This is a genomic window from Candidatus Methanoplasma termitum (assembly GCF_000800805.1).
GTDB lineage: Archaea > Thermoplasmatota > Thermoplasmata > Methanomassiliicoccales > Methanomethylophilaceae > Methanoplasma > Methanoplasma termitum.
The window spans coordinates 1,053,433-1,069,705 of the sequence record NZ_CP010070.1; the positions used below are offsets into that span (position 1 = coordinate 1,053,433).

The following is a 16,273-nucleotide window of genomic DNA, read 5'->3' on the forward strand; positions in this document are numbered from 1 at the left end:
GCAAAGAACGGATAGGATGTTTATAATTGTGTTTAAAGCTCGTCCAGTTTCTCGTCGATCTTCTGTCTCAGTTTGGACTTGCTCTTACCGGGGGGCTTCTTTCCGGCGTTGTCGTCCAGTTTTGTCAATAACTCCTTTTCATACGCTGACACTTTGTTGGGAACGTTCATCATCACTCTGACGAACATGTTGCCTCTCGTATTCTGATTGAGTTTCGGAAGGCCTTTGCCGGCTATCCTCAGAACGCCTCCGACCTGTGTTCCCGCGGGGATGGTCACTGATATCGTCTCGCCGTCGATGGTCTTGACGGTCTCTTCTCCGCCCAGCACCAATTTCGGATAGGTTGTGGTGACCGCGGTCCAAAGGTTCATGCCGTCCCGTTCGAAGTTCTTATCCCCTTTGACGTGTACCACAACAAAAAGATCCCCGGAAGGACCGCCGTTGGCTCCCGCATCCCCCGCACCGGCCACTTTGAGCCTCATATCCTCTTCCACCCCTTTCGGGATGTTCACGGATACTTTCGAGGTTATGTTCGTCCTGCCGGACCCTCTGCATTTGGGGCAGCGTTCTTTGAATGTCTTTCCGCTTCCGTTGCAGTTGCCGCAGTCCCCGACGGAGACCATGTTGCCGAAGGGCGTTCTGCTCACCTTCTGGACCTGTCCTGCGCCTTTACAGACCTGACAGGTCTCTATCTGACCGTCCTTGCCCCCTGTCCCTCTGCAGTCGCTGCATTGGATGGAATGGGGGACGGAGAGCTCGGCGGTCTTCCCTTTCAGAACATCCTGAAGTGTGACCTCCAGATCATATCTTAGGGAATCCCCCTGTCTGGGGGAGTTCCGGGACCTTGATTGCTGCCTTCTTCCGTAGCCCCCGCCGAACATGCTGCCGAAGAGATCCCCGAATATATCGCTGATATCATCGGCGTGGGTGAAGTCCTCCCAGGAGAACCCTCCCTGACTGAACTGCTGGTTCACTCCCGCATGTCCGTATTGGTCATACGTTTTGCGTTTGCCTTCGTCCGAGAGCACTTCGTATGCTTCCGACAGTTCCTTGAACTTGGCCTCCGCCTCCTCCTTGGTCAGATCGGTCACGTCCGGATGATATTTCTTCGCAAGCGTACGGTACGCTTTCTTGATATCGTCCTGTGATGCGTCCTTTGCGACGCCCAGCACCTCATAGTAGTCTCTCGGCATTCAGCTTACCTTATTTTTCGTCGTCATCCACGATCTTGTAGTCCGCGTCGACGAATTCCTCGCCGTCCGCATCGCCGCCGGCCTGGTCCGCACCGGGGTTCGCACCCTTGGCCTGCTGTTGCTGCGCAGCCTCTTGGTAGACCCTCTGGCTGATGGGACCCATAGCCTTCATCAAAGCATCGAGTTTGGACCTGATGGCCTTCGCATCGTTGCCTTTCATCGCAGATTCGAGGTCGCTGATCGCCGCCTCGACGGATGCTCTCTCTTCCTGAGAGACCTTCTCGCCCAGCTCTTCCATGGATTTGCGGACAGAGTGTATCGCAGACTCGGCCTGGTTCTTCGCTTCGATCACTTCGAATTTCTTTTTGTCGGCGTCGGCGAATTGTTCGGCCTGTTTGACAAGGTTGTCTATCTCTTCCTTCGACAGCTTGTTGCCTGAAGCGATGGTGATCTTCTGTTGTTTGTTGGTCCCCTTGTCCTTTGCGGTGACGTTAATGATACCGTTAGCATCGATATCGAACGTGACCTCGATCTGAGGCATTCCGCGCGGTGCGGGGAGTATCCCTTCAAGGACGAATCTTCCCAGCGATGTGTTGTCCGCGGCCATTTTCCTCTCTCCCTGGACAACGTTTATCTCCACCTGCGGCTGATTGTCCGCGGCCGTGGAGAATATCTGCGACCTCTTGGTCGGGATCGTCGTGTTCCTGTCTATCAGTACGGTGGATATGCCGCCCAGCGTCTCTATCCCCAGGGACAGGGGAGTGACATCCAGCAGCAACACGTCCTTGATCTCTCCGGAGAGCACTGCGCCCTGAACGGCCGCTCCCATCGAAACGCACTCCATCGGGTCTATCCCCCTCTGGATCTTCGGTCCGACGATACTCTCGACAAAGTTCTGCACTATCGGCATCCTTGTCGGGCCTCCGACCATTATTATCTTGTCTATCGAGTCTGCGGGCATCTTCGAGTCGGAGATGGCCTGGTCGATGGATTTCTTGCATCTTTGAACTATCGGTTCGACAAGCTCTTCCAGCTTCGATCTGTTGATCGTCTGTATCAGGTGTTTCGGTCCGGATGCGTCCGAAGATATGAACGGAAGATTGATCTCCGTCTGCATCGTGGTTGAAAGCTCTATCTTCGCTTTCTCGCATGCTTCCCTTACCCTCCAGAATGCCATGTTGTCCTTGGAGAGATCTATTCCCGTCTCTTTTTTGAATTGTCCGATCACATATTTCGTGAGGATCTCGTCCATATCGGATCCTCCGAGCTGTGTGTCCCCGGATGTTGATATCACTTCGAAGACGCCGTCGCTGAAGTCCATTATCGTGACATCGAGGGTTCCTCCGCCGAGATCGAACACCATGATCTTCTGGGCGGTCCCGCTTTTATCCAAACCGTATGCCAGCGCCGCCGCTGTCGGTTCGTTTATGATACGGACGACCTCCAGCCCGGCGATCGCTCCGGCATCTTTCGTCGCCTGCCTCTGATTATCGTTAAAGTATGCCGGCACCGTGATGACGGCCTTGTCGATCTTTTCTCCGAGATATGCCTCGGAGTCTTTCTTTATCTTCTGAAGTATGAATGCGGATATCTGCTGCGGAGTGTACTCTTTTCCCAGGGCCTTGACCTTCTCGTTCGACCCCATTTTCCTCTTGACATTCTTTATCGTTCCGTCGGGGTTCGTCACCGCCTGCCTTCTGGCCGGTTCTCCTACAAGCAGCTGACCGTCCTTTGTGAACGCTACATATGAGGGGAAGGATTTCCCTCCTACGCTTGTGCCTTCCGCGCTCGGGATCATGGTCGGCCTTCCGCCTTCCATCACCGATGCTGCTGAATTGCTCGTTCCCAGATCTATTCCTATTATTCTTGACATGTTTCTTCACTTTCCTTCTTTTTTGTAACTTTGACTTTCGGACACCTTATTATTTTTCCGTTCATCATGTATCCTTTCTGGAACACCTCTGCTATGTTGCCGTCGGTGTCCGTTTCCACTATGCAAAGCGCTTCGTGGAGATTCGGGTCGAATTTGCAATCGGTCGGGATCTCCACAATTCCGTTCTCCTCCAGGAGTTTCATTAAGTTCTGCCTGATACCTCTTATTCCGATAACGAGTTTGGATTCCTCTCCTGCTGTTCCCAACGCACGATCCATGTCGTCCAGTATGGTAAGCAGGCTCTTTGCCATACCCGCTGTCGCAAATTTTCTGTACTCTTCGTTCTCCTTTTCCGTTCTTTTGCGGAAGTTGTCAAAGTCCGCCTGAAGCCTCACGGCCATGTTCAGATACTCCTCCGCCTTTGCGTTCGCTTCGGCTATGGCGTCCGTCATGTCCTCCGATGTTCCTTCAACATCCTCTTCCTTTTTCCATCTAGACCTCTCAGTCATGGGTCGCCTCAGTTTAAGTTATTAATAATGATTAATGGGGCCGGAGGCCCCGTTTATAGGTTTAGTCGTCATCACCCTTGGGCATGTCGCCGGAGCCGTATTCCATCTGACCGGAGGACTTCGAAGCGATGACATCATCGATCCTGAGGATCATTACCGCAGCGTCGGTGGCCGAGTTGATCGCCTGTTTACCGATCCTGAGCGGCTCGATGACGTTGAGTTTCTTCATGTCCTCGATCTTTCCGGTGAATGGGTTGAGGCCTGCGTTTACCTTTCCTTCTTTGTGCGCCTTCCTCATCTGGATGTTGATGTCTATCGGGTCCAGTCCCGCATTCTCTGCGAGCGTGGTGGGAATTACCTCCATCGCCGAGGCGAATGCCTCTATGGCGATCTGTTCCCTTCCGCCTACAGACACGGCATAGTCCCTGAGCTGCATTGCGATCTCCATTGCGGCTGATCCTCCGCCGGTGACGATCGAGCCGTCCTCTATTGATACTCTTACGACCGACCATGCGTCGACGAGCGACCTTTCGACCTCGTCCGCGACGTGGTTGGTCCCGCCTCTTATCAGCACTGAGACCGTCTTCGGCTCTTTGCATCCGGTGATGAACGTCATCTCTTCTGTCTCAATGACCTTGAGCTCTACGGAATCGGCATATCCGAGGTCGTCTGCGCTCAGTTCCATGATCTTGTTGCATATGCTTGCGCCGGTGGATCTGGCGAGCCTTTCCATATCGGATTTCTTGACGCGCCTGCATGCATAGATGTTCTCCTTAGCCAGGAAGTGCTGGGCAAGGTCGTCTATTCCTTTTTGGCAGAACACGACGTTCGCACCTGCTTTCTTGACCTGTGCGACCATCTTCTTCAGCATGTTCTCTTCTTCCTGAACGAAAGCGGAGAGCTGCGACGGATCTGTTATCTGGATCTTTGCGTCGATCTCGGTCTTCTTGACCTCGAATGCCGCATCGATTACGGCGATCTTCGCCTTCTCGACCTTTTTCGGCATCGATGGGGAGACCGGTTCTTTGTCGATTATGAGGCCTTTCACAAGCTGGGTCTCTTCCATGCTCGCACCTGCCTTTTTGACTGTCTGGATGTTCTTCAGGTCCGCAGTGTAGTTGCCTTTTGCGTCCTTGTCGATGATCGTCTTTACAGCATCGACGACCATCTCTGCGAAGAATTCCTTCGATCCGCCTACCTGTTTGCTGATCATTGCGTTGGCCGCGATCTGTTTCAGGAGTTTGTCGTCATTGATCGTTACCTTGGTGGATATCTTCCTGAGGACCTCCTGCGCTTTATGGTTGGCGAGCCTGTATCCGGTCGTGATGATCGTGGGGTGTACGTTCGCATCGATCATGTCCGTGGCTTTCTTAAGGAGCTCTCCGGTGATGATGACGGATGTCGTTGTCCCGTCGCCTACCTCTGCGTCCTGTGTCTTTGCGACCTCGACCAGCATCTTTGCCGCGGGGTGCTGCACATCCATCTCTTTAAGGATGGTCACGCCGTCGTTGGTGATCACAACATCTCCCATGGAGTCTACGAGCATCTTGTCCATACCTCTCGGACCGAGACTGCTCCTGACAGCGTCTGCGATAGCTTTTGCAGCTGTTATGTTGTTGTACTGTGCGTCTTTGCCTTTGTCTCTTTTTGTCCCTTCCCTGAGGATAAGGATCGGTGCATTGCCCATGCCCATTTTTTTCAAGCCTCCAAATTATTATTCCATTATAGATAGGAATTTCTAAAAGGGTTATGGTTTGTTCTTCTATATAAATATGACTCGTATTTACACATTGGGCGCCCCATTCAGTCTACGAAAGAATTTATTTCTTCAAACAGTAGATCTTTCCCATTGAAAGCCGTGAAGGATGAGCTCATGACGAACGAATCGGTCAGATGCGACTGGGCGGACCGAAGCCCGCTTGAGCGGATATATCACGATACAAAATGGGGTATCCCGGTCCACGACGATAAAGAACTGTTCAAAATGCTGATGTTAGAGAGTATGCAGGCCGGATTGAGCTGGTCGACGATCCTGGCTAAAATGGACACGTTATGCGCCGCTTTTGATGATTTCGATCCCTCCTTGGTATCTCGCTATGATGACGCAAAAATTGAGATTTTGATGAAAGACGATGGGATCATCAAGAACAGGGCAAAGATCAACGCCGCTGTTCACAACGCAAGAATGTATCATGCGTTATGCGAAGAACACGGTTCGCTTGATTCTTTTTTATGGAAGTATGTGGACTTTGCGCCCGTCATCAACAGGTGGGAACATATTACACAAGTGCCCCCAAGCACTGCGCTTTCCGATGTCATAAGCAAGGACCTGAAGAAGCTGGGTTTTAAGTTCGTAGGGTCCACGACAATATATGCTTTCATGCAATCCGTCGGAATGGTCAACGACCACCTGGTTTCGTGCAGCTACCGGCACACAATATCGCATTGACAATCTTTATAAGTAAGGTGCGATTAGCTCAAATAAGGTGAAACCAGATGGCGGATGATGATTATATGGCCTTGCTCGATAGGGCAAAAGAGGTCCTTCCCGAGACGATAGAGAACCACGAGAGGTTCGAACTCCCGGAACTGGACATATTGCAAGAAGGAAAGATCACCGTCTTCAGGAACTTCATTGATGTAACGGACAAACTGAGGAGAGACCCGCAGCACCTTTTGCAGTTCCTGCTCAGAGATCTCGGTACTCCCGGCAACGTCGAAGGGCGCAGAGCCATTTTCAAAGCGAAGATATCTCCGTCGTCGATCAATGAAAAGATCGGAATATACACTGAGACGTACGTTATTTGCTCGGAATGCGGGCTCCCCGATACAAAGATCGTCAAAGAGGACCGCACACTCATACTTGAGTGCGAGGCTTGCGGCGCCAGAAGGTCCATCAACGTAAGGAAGGCTGCAAAGACAGACGCCCAGAAGGTCCTCAGAGTGGGAGATACGATCGAGATCCTGATCTCGGATGTGGGAAAGAAGGGGGACGGTGTCGGGAAACATCTGGATTATATCGTTGTCGTGCCCGGCACTGCCAAGGGCAACACTGTGAACGCCAAGATAACAAATATCTCGGGCAAGACCGCTTTCGGGACTGTCGTACAGACTCCCGCTGCAAAATGATCGGCTGTTGATATGAGATACTTTGTGGAATCTTACGGTTGCACAATGAATTATGGGGAGGGGGGCAGACTCTCAGAGATCATGACCGAAATGGGGCATGAAAGGTCCCTGGATGCGGAATCCGCCGATATTGTCGTACTGAACACGTGCACGGTCGTGGACACGACCGAAAAGAAAATGATCCGGCGCATGTCGGAACTAAGAAAAGCAGGGAAAGAGGTCGTTGTCACTGGCTGCATGGCAAAGGTCCAGGCGAACCGCATAATGATCAGGCTTCCGGGCTCTTTGATAATCCCTCCGGACCGGTACCCGGGGTTCTCATCCGAGATCCGGGAAAGATACGGCGCCGGAACTTCGGACACCGAGATTGCCGGTTATTCGAACATCCTTCCCATCGCTCAGGGGTGTCTCGGAGACTGCTCATACTGCATAACGAAATTCGCCAGGGGAAGGCTCTCAAGCTATGACCCAGACGAGATTTTAACAAGATTCAAAACCCTCATAGGAAGCGGCGTGAAAGAGATACTTGTCACCGCGCAGGACACCGGTTGCTACGGGTTCGATATCGGGACAGACCTCCCTTCTCTGCTGAGAAGAATGCTTGAGAGCAAAGGGGATTTCATGATAAGGATCGGAATGATGAATCCCAACAGTCTTATCGAGATCGCCGACGGACTTCTTGAAGTGATGGATGATCCTCGGATCTACAGATTCCTCCACATACCTGTACAAAGCGGAAGCGACACGATCCTGAAGAGAATGAACAGGTCTTATTCAACGGAGGAGTTCTTTTCCGTAGTGGATAAGCTTCGTTCCGTCTGCCCTGATGTAAGCATCTCAACGGACATGATATCCGGGTTCCCGGGAGAGACGGATGAGGATCATCAAAAGAGTTTGGAACTCATCAGAAAATTGAAAGCTGACACAGTGAACATCACCAGGTTCTCTCCGCGGCCGGGGACCGAAGCGGCGATGATGGAAATAGTACACGGGAGGATCTCCAAGGACAGGTCCGCAGAACTAACAGAGATGAAGAACAAGGTCGAGTACGAGAACAATTCCAAGATCGTGGGAAGGGTCGAGAGAGTGCTCATCACCGAGAACGGTAAGGACGGAACAATGATCGCCAGGACGAAGAATTACAGGCCTGTGGCGATCCCGGCCGATCTCCCTATAGGTTCTTTCATCGACGTTGAGATAACCGGTTGCGAATCCACATATTTGATCGGAAAACTCGCATAATGCATCTATGTCGCAAAATTGCGTAGATATTTAAGGAACCGAAAAACACGGCCGGAAAATAAAAAAAAGCCCCCGCATTACTCCGGTTCACTTCCCGACCTTTATTACTTTGGCGGGTCCGTGTCCCTCTGTAAGGTAGACTGTGTCGATCACCACTTTGAATACCTTAAGCTTCATCATTCCCGATTCGATGAATTGTTTGAACTCGGGGTGTCTCTCGAGCAGGACCTTGTTATATGCTTCTGCGTCCTTTTTTCCCGCTTCCGTTGCCTTGCCGTCCAACGCAAGATAGGCGGGCATTCCGCCTACTGTAAGGCTCAGTTTCGGATTCTTGGCAAGGTTGTTCCCTTTTATCGATCCAGGGTCCGTGCCGAAGAACATACTGTCTCCGATCATCACATATTCCATTATCGACGAACGCGGTTTATCGTTACTGGAAGTTGCCAGGTTCATAACGCGGTTCGCATTAAGTATCTCCATGAATCTCTCCATTTTTTTCACCTGTTCATACATATTCATAAGGGGAGATATACGCTTATCGTCCCTTTCATGAGACCCGACCTAAAACCTGCGTTATTAGAACGATTATATAATTGAATCAAATTAGAGAGTGATATAGTCCCGTAGTGTAGTGGTCAATCATGCTGGCCTTTGGAGCCGGTGACGGTGGTTCGAATCCGCCCGGGACTACCTTCTTCATTCGTTCTTCTTTTCTGAGTTTATCTTCCTCGCTTCATCGAACTTCGCCGTCATCGTCGGATTTCCGCGGGTCAGTTTTTTTATGGTAAGATCTTCCGCTTTGTCATTAGCCAGACGCAGGTTGTCCTCCGACTTTAACAACGCTTCCTTCGTCTTTTGAAGCTGGTTCATCGTCTTGTCTATGCCATCGATCGCATCCCTGAACCTTTCGCTTGCGAGCCTGTAGTTCCTTCCGAATTTCTCTTTGAACTCCTCCAGGTCCTTCTCGAAGTTGGTGATGTCAATGTTCTGATTCTTTATCACCGCAAGCTCTGATTTATAGCCTATGGCCTTCAGCGCATTATCTCTTAGTATCGTTATTATAGAGATGAAACTCTGCGGACGGACCACATACATCTTCTCATAACGGTATGAAACGTCGGCTATCCCCGAATTATAGAAATCATTGTCCATCTCAAGCAAAGAAACGAGCACAGCATATTCGCATTTCTTTGTCCTTCTATCCTTGTCCAGCTTATCAAGGAAGTCCTCGTTCCTGTGCTTCGTTGCCGTCTCGTCGGCCTCGTTCTTCATCTCGAACATTATGGAGATTATCTCGGTCCCGTTGGCATCTTTCTCACGGTATATGTAATCGCCTTTGGTCCCTTCCTTGACATCGCTGTCCTTTTCGAAATATGCGTTCTTGAATGCAGTTGCCCTCATCCTGTTGAACTCGTTCTGACAGTGTTGTTCAAGCGACTCGCCGACCATCTTGGTGGATTGCTTTGCCTTGAGGTCTTTGTAATAGGATATCATCTCGTCCTTATCTCTGAGCCTCCTCTCATAATCCTCTTTCAATGTTTTTTCCGCAAGCTGTTTTTCACTGTCCTTTGTTTGAAGAACGGTCTTGAGGCGGTCGCGCTCTATCTCGATCTCGGTGATCTGTGTCTTTATCTCAAGCTGGTTAGCTGTTTCCTGTTGGTTGAGCTTCCCTTCCAGTTCGGCGATCACTGTCTGCTTTCTTGCTAGCTCTGTCTCCAGCACAGCATCCTTTTCCCTCAGCTGGCTCTTCAGCGCGGCAATGTCCTTTTCCATCTTGGACATCGCCTCGGTGACCGCCAGCCTCTCTTTCGTTTCGGACGATTCTAGTTTTGCCTTCAGCTCCGTGTTCTGCGCTTCTTTGTTTGCGATCTCTTTCTGAAGGCTGCTCTCTTTCTCTTTCACCGCAAGAGCGATCGACATCTCCTTTTCCGTTTTCCATATCTTCTCACGGTCTGCCAGCTCTTTTTTGAATTCGTTGTCTCGCACCTGTTTGACAATGTCTGCCAGGCCTGATTCGTCAACCCTGAAGACCTCCCCGCATTTCGGACATTTTATCTCGTTCATTTCTTTTCCCTTCTTTAAAGCAGTGCCGGTGTGAACTTCGCAAGCAGATACAGACCGTTCTCTCCCGCCGTAACTTTATGAGGCGTACCCTGTGGTATGACCGTCACGGTTCCGGGTACATACCGCAACTTCCTTCCGGCGATGAGACACTCCCCCGAACCCTGTATGACCTCATGTATCTCGATCTGCTCGGGGTGGGTGTGGGTATCCAGAACACAGAGGGGTTCTATTTTTACAAGATGGCTGCTGATCCTGCCCTCTGTTCTTTCACCCGTCACCAAGTGTTTCAAATAAACTCCTTTGAACGTTTTGTGTGGAGTGAATTCCACAATGTTTTCTAATTCGAACGCTTCCGCGATGTTCATTTTTCTCCCTTTTATTATATCAGTTCCGTCGATTAATACCCTTTCGCAGGGCAGCGGCGGCCTGCTCGGCGCAAACGAGATAGATAATAAGCTAGGGAGGACATTATCCCATACTCCATGAGACAGATATTTGAAGGGATGAAACACCCAAACCTGAAAGAACTTAGGGTGTTGTACAAAGAGCACCGTTTAAAGGTGGTGCTTTTCATCTTTTTCACGATATTGTCCGGAATAGTCCTGCTGGCGATCCCGTTCACCTCGGCACAGGTGATCACAGCGATGATGGATCAGCATGATTATAACTACATGATACGACAGGCGGCCCTTCTTTTCATACTGGTCGTAATATCGATCGCTGCCGCCCGCACCGCACAATACTTTTACCTCAAAATAACAAACCAAATTTTCTTCGAGATACGAAAAAAAATAGCCATAAAAGCGATGTCAATGAATCTTGCATCCATTTACGATAAGGGATCGGGGTTCTTCACTGAACGCCTGAACGAAGACAGCAGGGAAGCCAGCGGAGTCACGCTGAACGGTTGGAGGGTAATCATCAATCTGACGATCAATATCTCTTTCGTGGGATACATCGCAATGGTGGATATCTACCTCGGGCTGCTTTTTACAGGCGGCATCATAGTGCTGATGTATTTGGAATACAGAAGGGTCTCGAAGATGCTGGAGAACAAGAAGATTTCCAAACGTGCTATCGAAAAGGTGAAAGCGACAGAGATCGAGCTGCTGAATGGAATGAAGGAGATCAAAGGCCTCAATGCAATGAAAAAGGCCATTGATAAACACGATGCGGTAAGTTCATACTACACCGAGGTTAAGTACAGCAGAGAAATGTACCAGCAGAAGATGCAGAGTCTGATCGACGGTACCAAGGGAGCGATCGAACTTATGATATTCCTGTTCGCCGGTCTTTACCTTCTGCCACACGGCCTGATCGAAGAGGCGATGGTGCTTGTCATTTTTAACCTGAGGGGGAACATCTATGGGTTCATTTCCAACCTGGCAATGATAAAGGACACATACGCCAACGGAGAGCTGGCAGCGAAACGCGTTAACGACGTGATAAAAATGCCGTTGGGCGAAGTTGACAAATTCGGCGACCGGCACCTTTCGAGAGAGATCGAAACTATAGAGTTCAGGAACGTCCGCTTCCACTACCACGAGGACGATCCTGTCCTGAAGAATGTCAGTTTTAATATAGACGGCCCGCAGGTGATCGGGTTCGTGGGAAAGAGCGGTTCTGGGAAATCGACAATATTCAGCCTATTAGCCAGATTCTACGAACCTACCGGCGGTAACATCCTTCTGAACGGCACAGATATATCAGAATTGGCAGAAGAAGATGTCCGCGGGAACATCACCCCCGTCCTTCAGGACCCGTATATCTTCAATGATACGATAATGAATAATCTGCTCTTTGCCGCCCCTGAAGCGACCGAAGAAGAGGTCTTTGAAGCATGCCGCAAAGCGCAGATCCATGATGAAATTACAGATATGCCGGGCGGGTACGATACTATCATAGGAGAGAACGGCGCAACAATATCCGGCGGCCAGAAGCAGCGCCTGGAGATCGCGCGCGTCCTGCTCAAGGATTCTAAAGTCATGTTGTTCGATGAAGCGACAAGCGCCTTGGACAGGAACAATCTGGAAAGGATCAACGACCTTGTGATAGAGTTGAGCAAAAACAAGATCATACTTGTCATCGCACACCGTTTGGCCATAATGAGACGCTGCGACAGAGTGGTGGTATTGAACGAAGGCGAGATAATCGCCACCGGGACGCACAGCGAACTCATTGCCACTTGCCAGTATTATCGGGAATTGTTCAATCAAAATACCGGCACCCGGGGGCAGAATCTGTGACCGTTATCAGAACGTGCATTTACGGCAGTTCTGGATCATACAGACGTCGTTATGCACCTTCCATTTCAGCGCCCAGTATTTGATCTGCCTGATAGCTTCCACCAGCTCTTCGCCGGACTCCGTGAGCCTGTACTCGCTCTTCACCGGGAACGACGAGGCATCTACCCTGTTTATTACAAGACCTTCGCCTTCAAGTTCCTTCAGCCTCTCCGCCAATATCTTCGGCGAGATGTGTCCCATCAGTGCCTCGATCTCGGAGAACCGTTTCCATTTTTGTTCTTCACCTTTCCACAACTCAAAGAGTATGATTATGGTCCATTTCTTTGACAAATAGTCCATAGTTTTGCACAATGTACATTCCGGGTTCATGCTTTCCGTTTAGAAAGTATCCCTTATATATAATTTAGTATTGTTTATGAAGTTACTACAAAAAATAAAGTGTGGTGAAAAAATGAAATGCATACAATGTGAAGAAAGAATAAAGGGCACCGGATGCATAAAGAAAGGTGTCTGCGGCAAGACCGCAGAGACCGCCGAACTCCAGGACCTCTTGATCTATTCTCTTAAAGGTCTTGCAATCGCAACAAAACAGGCAAAGGATAAAGGTAAGAATGTCGACAAACAGATGGAGCACATCGCGGACGGCCTGTTCTCAACACTTACCAACGTTAACTTCAACGAGGAGTACTTCATTGCAATGATAGACAAGTCCAAGAAACTAATAAACGATCTCGGAGGACTTTTCAAGAACCCCAAATATGACATCGACTGCGCCGACTATGACTATGTCGAGAAAAAAGAGAAGGCAAAGACGGTCGGTATCGAGACCCTTTCATCCAACGAAGACCTGAGCACTCTGAAGCAGCTGCTCCTCTACGGGCTTAAGGGACTCGGCGCATACTATCACCATGCCCGGGTCCTCGGCTACACTGACAAGAGCGTAGAGGATTTCATGGTCAAGGGACTCATCGCCCTGACCAAGGATCTTTCGGCGGACGAGCTTCTGCCTCTGGTCCTGGGTTGCGGAGAGGCCGGCGTCACATGCATGGCCCTTCTCGACAAAGCTAACACCGAGACCTACGGAACCCCAGAGATAACCAATGTCAGCCTCAAAGTGCGCAACAAGCCCGGTATACTCATAACCGGCCACGACCTGAAAGACCTCGAGATGCTTCTCGAGCAGACAAAAGGTACCGGCATCGATGTGTACACACACGGCGAGATGCTTCCCGCGAATGCGTACCCCAAATTCAAGAAATATGACAACCTCGTCGGGAACTACGGCAACGCCTGGCAGAAACAGAAAGAGGAATTCGCTTCCTTCAACGGACCTATACTGGTAACGACGAACTGCCTCGTCCCGCCTGCGGACACATATTCAAAGAGGCTGTTCACGACAGGCCTTGCCGGATTCTCCGGCATAGAGCACATCCCGGAGAAGAACGGCAAAAAGGACTTCTCGAAGATCGTCGCGCTCGCAAAGACCTGCCAGCCGCCTAAACCCATCGACGACATGACCATCCCCATCGGATTCGCACACGGAACGGTTCTGAGCGTAGCGGACAAAGTCCTCGCGGCGATATCGTCCGGTGCATTGAAAAGACTGGTCGTCATGGCAGGCTGCGACGGCAGAAGCCCGGACAGAAAATACTACACCCAGTTCGCAGAGGCCCTCCCCAAGGACACCATCATACTCACCGCGGGATGCGCCAAGTACAAGTACAACAAACTTGCGCTCGGGGACATCGGCGGAATACCCAGAGTATTGGACGCGGGTCAGTGCAACGACTGCTATTCGTTAGTGGTAGTCGCTCTGAAACTCGCAGAGGTCACCGGACTGTCCGTGAACGAGCTCCCGTTGTCCTTCAATATCGCATGGTACGAGCAGAAAGCGTGCCTCGTGCTGCTTTCACTGCTGCACCTCGGCGTCAAGGACATTATGCTCGGACCGAGCCTCCCGGGATTCATCTCCCCGAACATACTGAAGGTGCTCGTAGATACGTTCGGTCTCAAGGCCAACTCAACGGTAAAGGCAGACATGAAGATACTGAAGATCGAAGGGTAAGACTTACGATCCACTCTCCATAAACCACTTCCAAAATCTCTTTTTTTGATTTTTTTCCCACAATATGATCATTTTTGACGTAAAGTTCATATAGTGTGTTGCGTGTTAACACGTAGCACGGTGAAATAAAATGTTTGGAAAGAACATCAGAATGGAAAGAATAATGGACAGAGAAACGGGGAACGCGGTCATCGTACCGATGGACCACGGAACTTCCATCGGACCGATAGACGGGATAATCGATATGAAAACGACTGTGAATGCAGTGAGCGGGGGCGGTGCCACGGCGGTCCTCATGCAGAAAGGACTCGTACCGTACGGGCACAGGACATCCGGACACGATGTGGGGTTGATCCTCCACCTCTCTGCTTCGACGAACCTCGGATTGACATCTGACAGCAAGGTGTTGGTCGCAACTGTCGAAGAAGCGATCAAACTCGGCGCAGATGCCGTGTCGATCCATGTGAACCTCGGTGCGGAGACGGAACCGCAGATGCTGACCGATTTCGGAAAGGTGTCTAGAGATTGCGCAGAATGGGGAATACCTCTTTTGGCGATGGTATACCCCCGCGGACCCACGATCAAGAACCAGTACGATCCCGAAAAAGTGGCGCACTGCGCAAGAGTCGGTGCCGAATTGGGCGCGGACCTTATCAAAGTGAGCTACACGGGAGACATAGACTCATTCAAGACTGTCGTTAAAGGCGCACTCGCACCGATCCTCATCGCAGGCGGTCCGAAGATGAGCTCGGATATGGATATTCTTAATATGGTATACGACTCTATGCAGGCAGGCGGCAGAGGAGTTTCTATCGGAAGGAACATATTCCAGCATAAGAGACCTCAGGCGATGACCGATGCGATATCAGGCATCGTCCTGAAAGGAATGGATGTAAAAGAGGCCGCGAAGCTGCTGAAGTGATGAAAATGAAAGAGATCTGGATGAGGGTCGATGCCCCGGACGACATCGAGAAAAGAAAGAAGTTGCTGTTATCGGGATTAGAGAACGGTATAGACACATTCATCGTCCGCCCGGGCGACGAACAATTCTCCACCCTCGGTAAGATCAGGCTCGTTGTGAACAAGGACGGGGTGCTTTCGGGCGGCGCCAAAGGCCGTGTGGTCAGCATAACCACCCCGAAAGAGCAGGAAGCTGCGCTGGCACTATGTAAAAAAGAAGAGGTCTTAGTTGTCTCGACCGGAGAGTGGTCCATCATTCCTTATGAGAACCTCATCGCCGCATCAGCCGGAAAAACAAAGATCATGGCCTGCGTCTCGTCGTCCGAAGATGCCGAGCTCAGTCAGAACATCCTTGAGAAAGGGACTGACGGCATCGTAGTGGATGTAAAGACGGGGAGTGCGGTAAAAGATATTGTGAAAGGAGTTAAGAGGACGCCGGATGTCAGCTTGGTGCCGATCAAAGTGGTCAGCGTGAGGAACATACAGACAGGCGACCGTATCTGCATAGACACTTGCTCCAATATGGTACCGGGAGAGGGCATGCTCATCGGGTCCCAGTCCTCATGTTTCTTCCTGGTACAATCAGAAAGCGAAGAGAACGGATATGTTGCCGCGCGCCCGTTCAGAGTGAACGCGGGTGCTGTCCATGCGTACATAATGCTGCCCGACGGCAAAACGAAATACCTTTCCGAGTTGCGTGCGGGTGACGATGTCCTGCTTGTGAACAGAGGGGGGACCACACAGGTGGCATCGATCGGAAGATGCAAAGCCGAATTCAGGCCTATGCTTCTCGTCACGGCAACGCATGACGGTGAGGAATACACCACCATACTCCAAAACGCCGAGACCGTGAAACTTGTCACGCCTAAAGGTTCGGTGTCGGTCAATGCGCTCAAGAAGGGGGATGAGGTGTTGGCGTACCTTATAGAGGGCGGAAGGCACTTCGGAATGGCTGTGAAGGAGAAGATCAAAGAGAACTGATCTTACCAAGC

The 16,273-nt window shown here is 50.6% G+C and carries 15 protein-coding genes and 1 tRNA gene; 8 read left to right on the forward strand and 8 right to left on the reverse strand.

Translation table 11 applies throughout. The features are described from left to right. Window positions 1–32: 32 nt before the first annotated feature. From dnaJ to thsB, 4 genes are all read right to left on the reverse strand, one after another. Window positions 33–1,193, reverse strand: coding sequence for a molecular chaperone DnaJ (gene dnaJ / locus Mpt1_RS05085; protein WP_048112805.1), 1,161 nt, complete (start codon window positions 1,191–1,193; stop codon window positions 33–35). 10 nt (window positions 1,194–1,203) lie between these two features. Next, the gene (gene dnaK, locus Mpt1_RS05090; RefSeq protein WP_048112807.1) at window positions 1,204–3,066 is read right to left on the reverse strand and encodes a molecular chaperone DnaK; all 1,863 of its coding nucleotides are present in this window, start codon (window positions 3,064–3,066) and stop codon (window positions 1,204–1,206) included. Beyond that, window positions 3,054–3,575 carry a nucleotide exchange factor GrpE gene (locus Mpt1_RS05095; protein ID WP_048112809.1) on the reverse strand — a complete coding sequence of 174 codons (522 nt, stop codon included), beginning with the start codon at window positions 3,573–3,575 and terminating at the stop codon, window positions 3,054–3,056. The genes dnaK and Mpt1_RS05095 overlap by 13 nt, the downstream gene beginning before the upstream one ends. A 61-nt stretch (window positions 3,576–3,636) precedes the next feature. Further along, on the reverse strand, window positions 3,637–5,268 hold the full coding sequence (gene thsB / locus Mpt1_RS05100) for a thermosome subunit beta (protein WP_048112811.1): 1,632 nt from the start codon (window positions 5,266–5,268) through the stop codon (window positions 3,637–3,639). 180 nt (window positions 5,269–5,448) lie between these two features. Between thsB and Mpt1_RS05105 the strand changes: the two genes are divergently transcribed. From Mpt1_RS05105 to Mpt1_RS05115, 3 genes are read left to right on the forward strand one after another with little or no spacing between them, the layout of a single operon-like run. After that, on the forward strand, window positions 5,449–6,024 hold the full coding sequence (locus tag Mpt1_RS05105; protein WP_048113879.1) for a DNA-3-methyladenine glycosylase I: 576 nt from the start codon (window positions 5,449–5,451) through the stop codon (window positions 6,022–6,024). Between the two features lie 47 nt (window positions 6,025–6,071). Further along, a complete protein-coding gene (locus Mpt1_RS05110; protein WP_048112813.1) occupies window positions 6,072–6,704 on the forward strand; it encodes a translation initiation factor IF-2 subunit beta in 633 nt (210 codons plus the stop codon). A 12-nt stretch (window positions 6,705–6,716) separates the two neighbouring features. Continuing rightward, a complete protein-coding gene (locus tag Mpt1_RS05115; protein WP_048112815.1) occupies window positions 6,717–7,946 on the forward strand; it encodes a tRNA (N(6)-L-threonylcarbamoyladenosine(37)-C(2))-methylthiotransferase in 1,230 nt (409 codons plus the stop codon). A gap of 87 nt (window positions 7,947–8,033) precedes the next feature. On the opposite strand, the gene Mpt1_RS05120 is transcribed toward Mpt1_RS05115, so the two are convergent. Then, window positions 8,034–8,438: a pyridoxamine 5'-phosphate oxidase family protein gene (locus Mpt1_RS05120; protein WP_158386773.1), complete on the reverse strand. Its 405-nt coding sequence runs from the start codon at window positions 8,436–8,438 to the stop codon at window positions 8,034–8,036. Between the two features lie 125 nt (window positions 8,439–8,563). Here Mpt1_RS05120 and Mpt1_RS05125 point away from each other — a divergent pair. Next, a tRNA-Gln gene (locus Mpt1_RS05125) sits at window positions 8,564–8,636 on the forward strand. 6 nt (window positions 8,637–8,642) lie between these two features. Here Mpt1_RS05125 and Mpt1_RS05130 read toward each other — a convergent pair. Together Mpt1_RS05130 and Mpt1_RS05135 are read right to left on the reverse strand one after the other, a co-directional pair. Next, entirely contained in the window at window positions 8,643–10,010 is a 1,368-nt protein-coding gene (locus Mpt1_RS05130; RefSeq protein ID WP_048112820.1) for a DUF2130 domain-containing protein, read from the reverse strand. Window positions 10,011–10,024: 14 nt separating this feature from the next. After that, window positions 10,025–10,375, reverse strand: a complete 351-nt coding sequence (locus Mpt1_RS05135; protein ID WP_048112822.1) for a cupin domain-containing protein — start codon at window positions 10,373–10,375, stop codon at window positions 10,025–10,027. A 138-nt stretch (window positions 10,376–10,513) separates the two neighbouring features. Between Mpt1_RS05135 and Mpt1_RS07305 the strand changes: the two genes are divergently transcribed. After that, entirely contained in the window at window positions 10,514–12,256 is a 1,743-nt protein-coding gene (locus Mpt1_RS07305) for an ABC transporter ATP-binding protein (RefSeq protein WP_158386777.1), read from the forward strand. A gap of 6 nt (window positions 12,257–12,262) precedes the next feature. On the opposite strand, the gene Mpt1_RS05145 is transcribed toward Mpt1_RS07305, so the two are convergent. Then, the gene (locus Mpt1_RS05145) at window positions 12,263–12,625 is read right to left on the reverse strand and encodes a winged helix-turn-helix transcriptional regulator (protein ID WP_048112824.1); all 363 of its coding nucleotides are present in this window, start codon (window positions 12,623–12,625) and stop codon (window positions 12,263–12,265) included. An 82-nt stretch (window positions 12,626–12,707) separates the two neighbouring features. Here Mpt1_RS05145 and hcp point away from each other — a divergent pair, with 82 nt between their 5' ends. The 3 genes from hcp to Mpt1_RS05160 all read left to right on the forward strand — a co-directional run bounded on the left by hcp (window position 12,708) and on the right by Mpt1_RS05160 (window position 16,262). Then, the gene (gene hcp, locus Mpt1_RS05150; RefSeq protein WP_048112825.1) at window positions 12,708–14,321 is read left to right on the forward strand and encodes a hydroxylamine reductase; all 1,614 of its coding nucleotides are present in this window, start codon (window positions 12,708–12,710) and stop codon (window positions 14,319–14,321) included. Window positions 14,322–14,451: 130 nt separating this feature from the next. Continuing rightward, a complete protein-coding gene (locus Mpt1_RS05155; protein ID WP_048112827.1) occupies window positions 14,452–15,243 on the forward strand; it encodes a 2-amino-3,7-dideoxy-D-threo-hept-6-ulosonate synthase in 792 nt (263 codons plus the stop codon). Window positions 15,244–15,248: 5 nt separating this feature from the next. Further along, the gene (locus tag Mpt1_RS05160) at window positions 15,249–16,262 is read left to right on the forward strand and encodes a 3-dehydroquinate synthase II (RefSeq protein ID WP_048113883.1); all 1,014 of its coding nucleotides are present in this window, start codon (window positions 15,249–15,251) and stop codon (window positions 16,260–16,262) included. Window positions 16,263–16,273 lie beyond the last annotated feature (11 nt).

What these genes read in the sequence shown, in the direction of transcription:
- Mpt1_RS05155 (WP_048112827.1), top strand. Translation starts at nt 14,452, where the DNA reads ATGTTTGGAAAGAACATCAGAATGGAAAGAATAATGGACAGAGAAACG.
- hcp (WP_048112825.1), top strand. Translation starts at nt 12,708, where the DNA reads ATGAAATGCATACAATGTGAAGAAAGAATAAAGGGCACCGGATGCATA.
- Mpt1_RS07305 (WP_158386777.1), top strand. Translation starts at nt 10,514, where the DNA reads ATGAAACACCCAAACCTGAAAGAACTTAGGGTGTTGTACAAAGAGCAC.
- Mpt1_RS05120 (WP_158386773.1), bottom strand. Translation starts at nt 8,438, where the DNA reads ATGGAGAGATTCATGGAGATACTTAATGCGAACCGCGTTATGAACCTG.
- Mpt1_RS05105 (WP_048113879.1), top strand. Translation starts at nt 5,449, where the DNA reads ATGACGAACGAATCGGTCAGATGCGACTGGGCGGACCGAAGCCCGCTT.
- dnaJ (WP_048112805.1), bottom strand. Translation starts at nt 1,193, where the DNA reads ATGCCGAGAGACTACTATGAGGTGCTGGGCGTCGCAAAGGACGCATCA.
- Mpt1_RS05115 (WP_048112815.1), top strand. Translation starts at nt 6,717, where the DNA reads ATGAGATACTTTGTGGAATCTTACGGTTGCACAATGAATTATGGGGAG.
- dnaK (WP_048112807.1), bottom strand. Translation starts at nt 3,066, where the DNA reads ATGTCAAGAATAATAGGAATAGATCTGGGAACGAGCAATTCAGCAGCA.
- Mpt1_RS05145 (WP_048112824.1), bottom strand. Translation starts at nt 12,625, where the DNA reads ATGAACCCGGAATGTACATTGTGCAAAACTATGGACTATTTGTCAAAG.
- Mpt1_RS05160 (WP_048113883.1), top strand. Translation starts at nt 15,249, where the DNA reads ATGAAAGAGATCTGGATGAGGGTCGATGCCCCGGACGACATCGAGAAA.
- Mpt1_RS05095 (WP_048112809.1), bottom strand. Translation starts at nt 3,575, where the DNA reads ATGACTGAGAGGTCTAGATGGAAAAAGGAAGAGGATGTTGAAGGAACA.
- Mpt1_RS05130 (WP_048112820.1), bottom strand. Translation starts at nt 10,010, where the DNA reads ATGAACGAGATAAAATGTCCGAAATGCGGGGAGGTCTTCAGGGTTGAC.
- Mpt1_RS05110 (WP_048112813.1), top strand. Translation starts at nt 6,072, where the DNA reads ATGGCGGATGATGATTATATGGCCTTGCTCGATAGGGCAAAAGAGGTC.
- Mpt1_RS05135 (WP_048112822.1), bottom strand. Translation starts at nt 10,375, where the DNA reads ATGAACATCGCGGAAGCGTTCGAATTAGAAAACATTGTGGAATTCACT.
- thsB (WP_048112811.1), bottom strand. Translation starts at nt 5,268, where the DNA reads ATGGGCATGGGCAATGCACCGATCCTTATCCTCAGGGAAGGGACAAAA.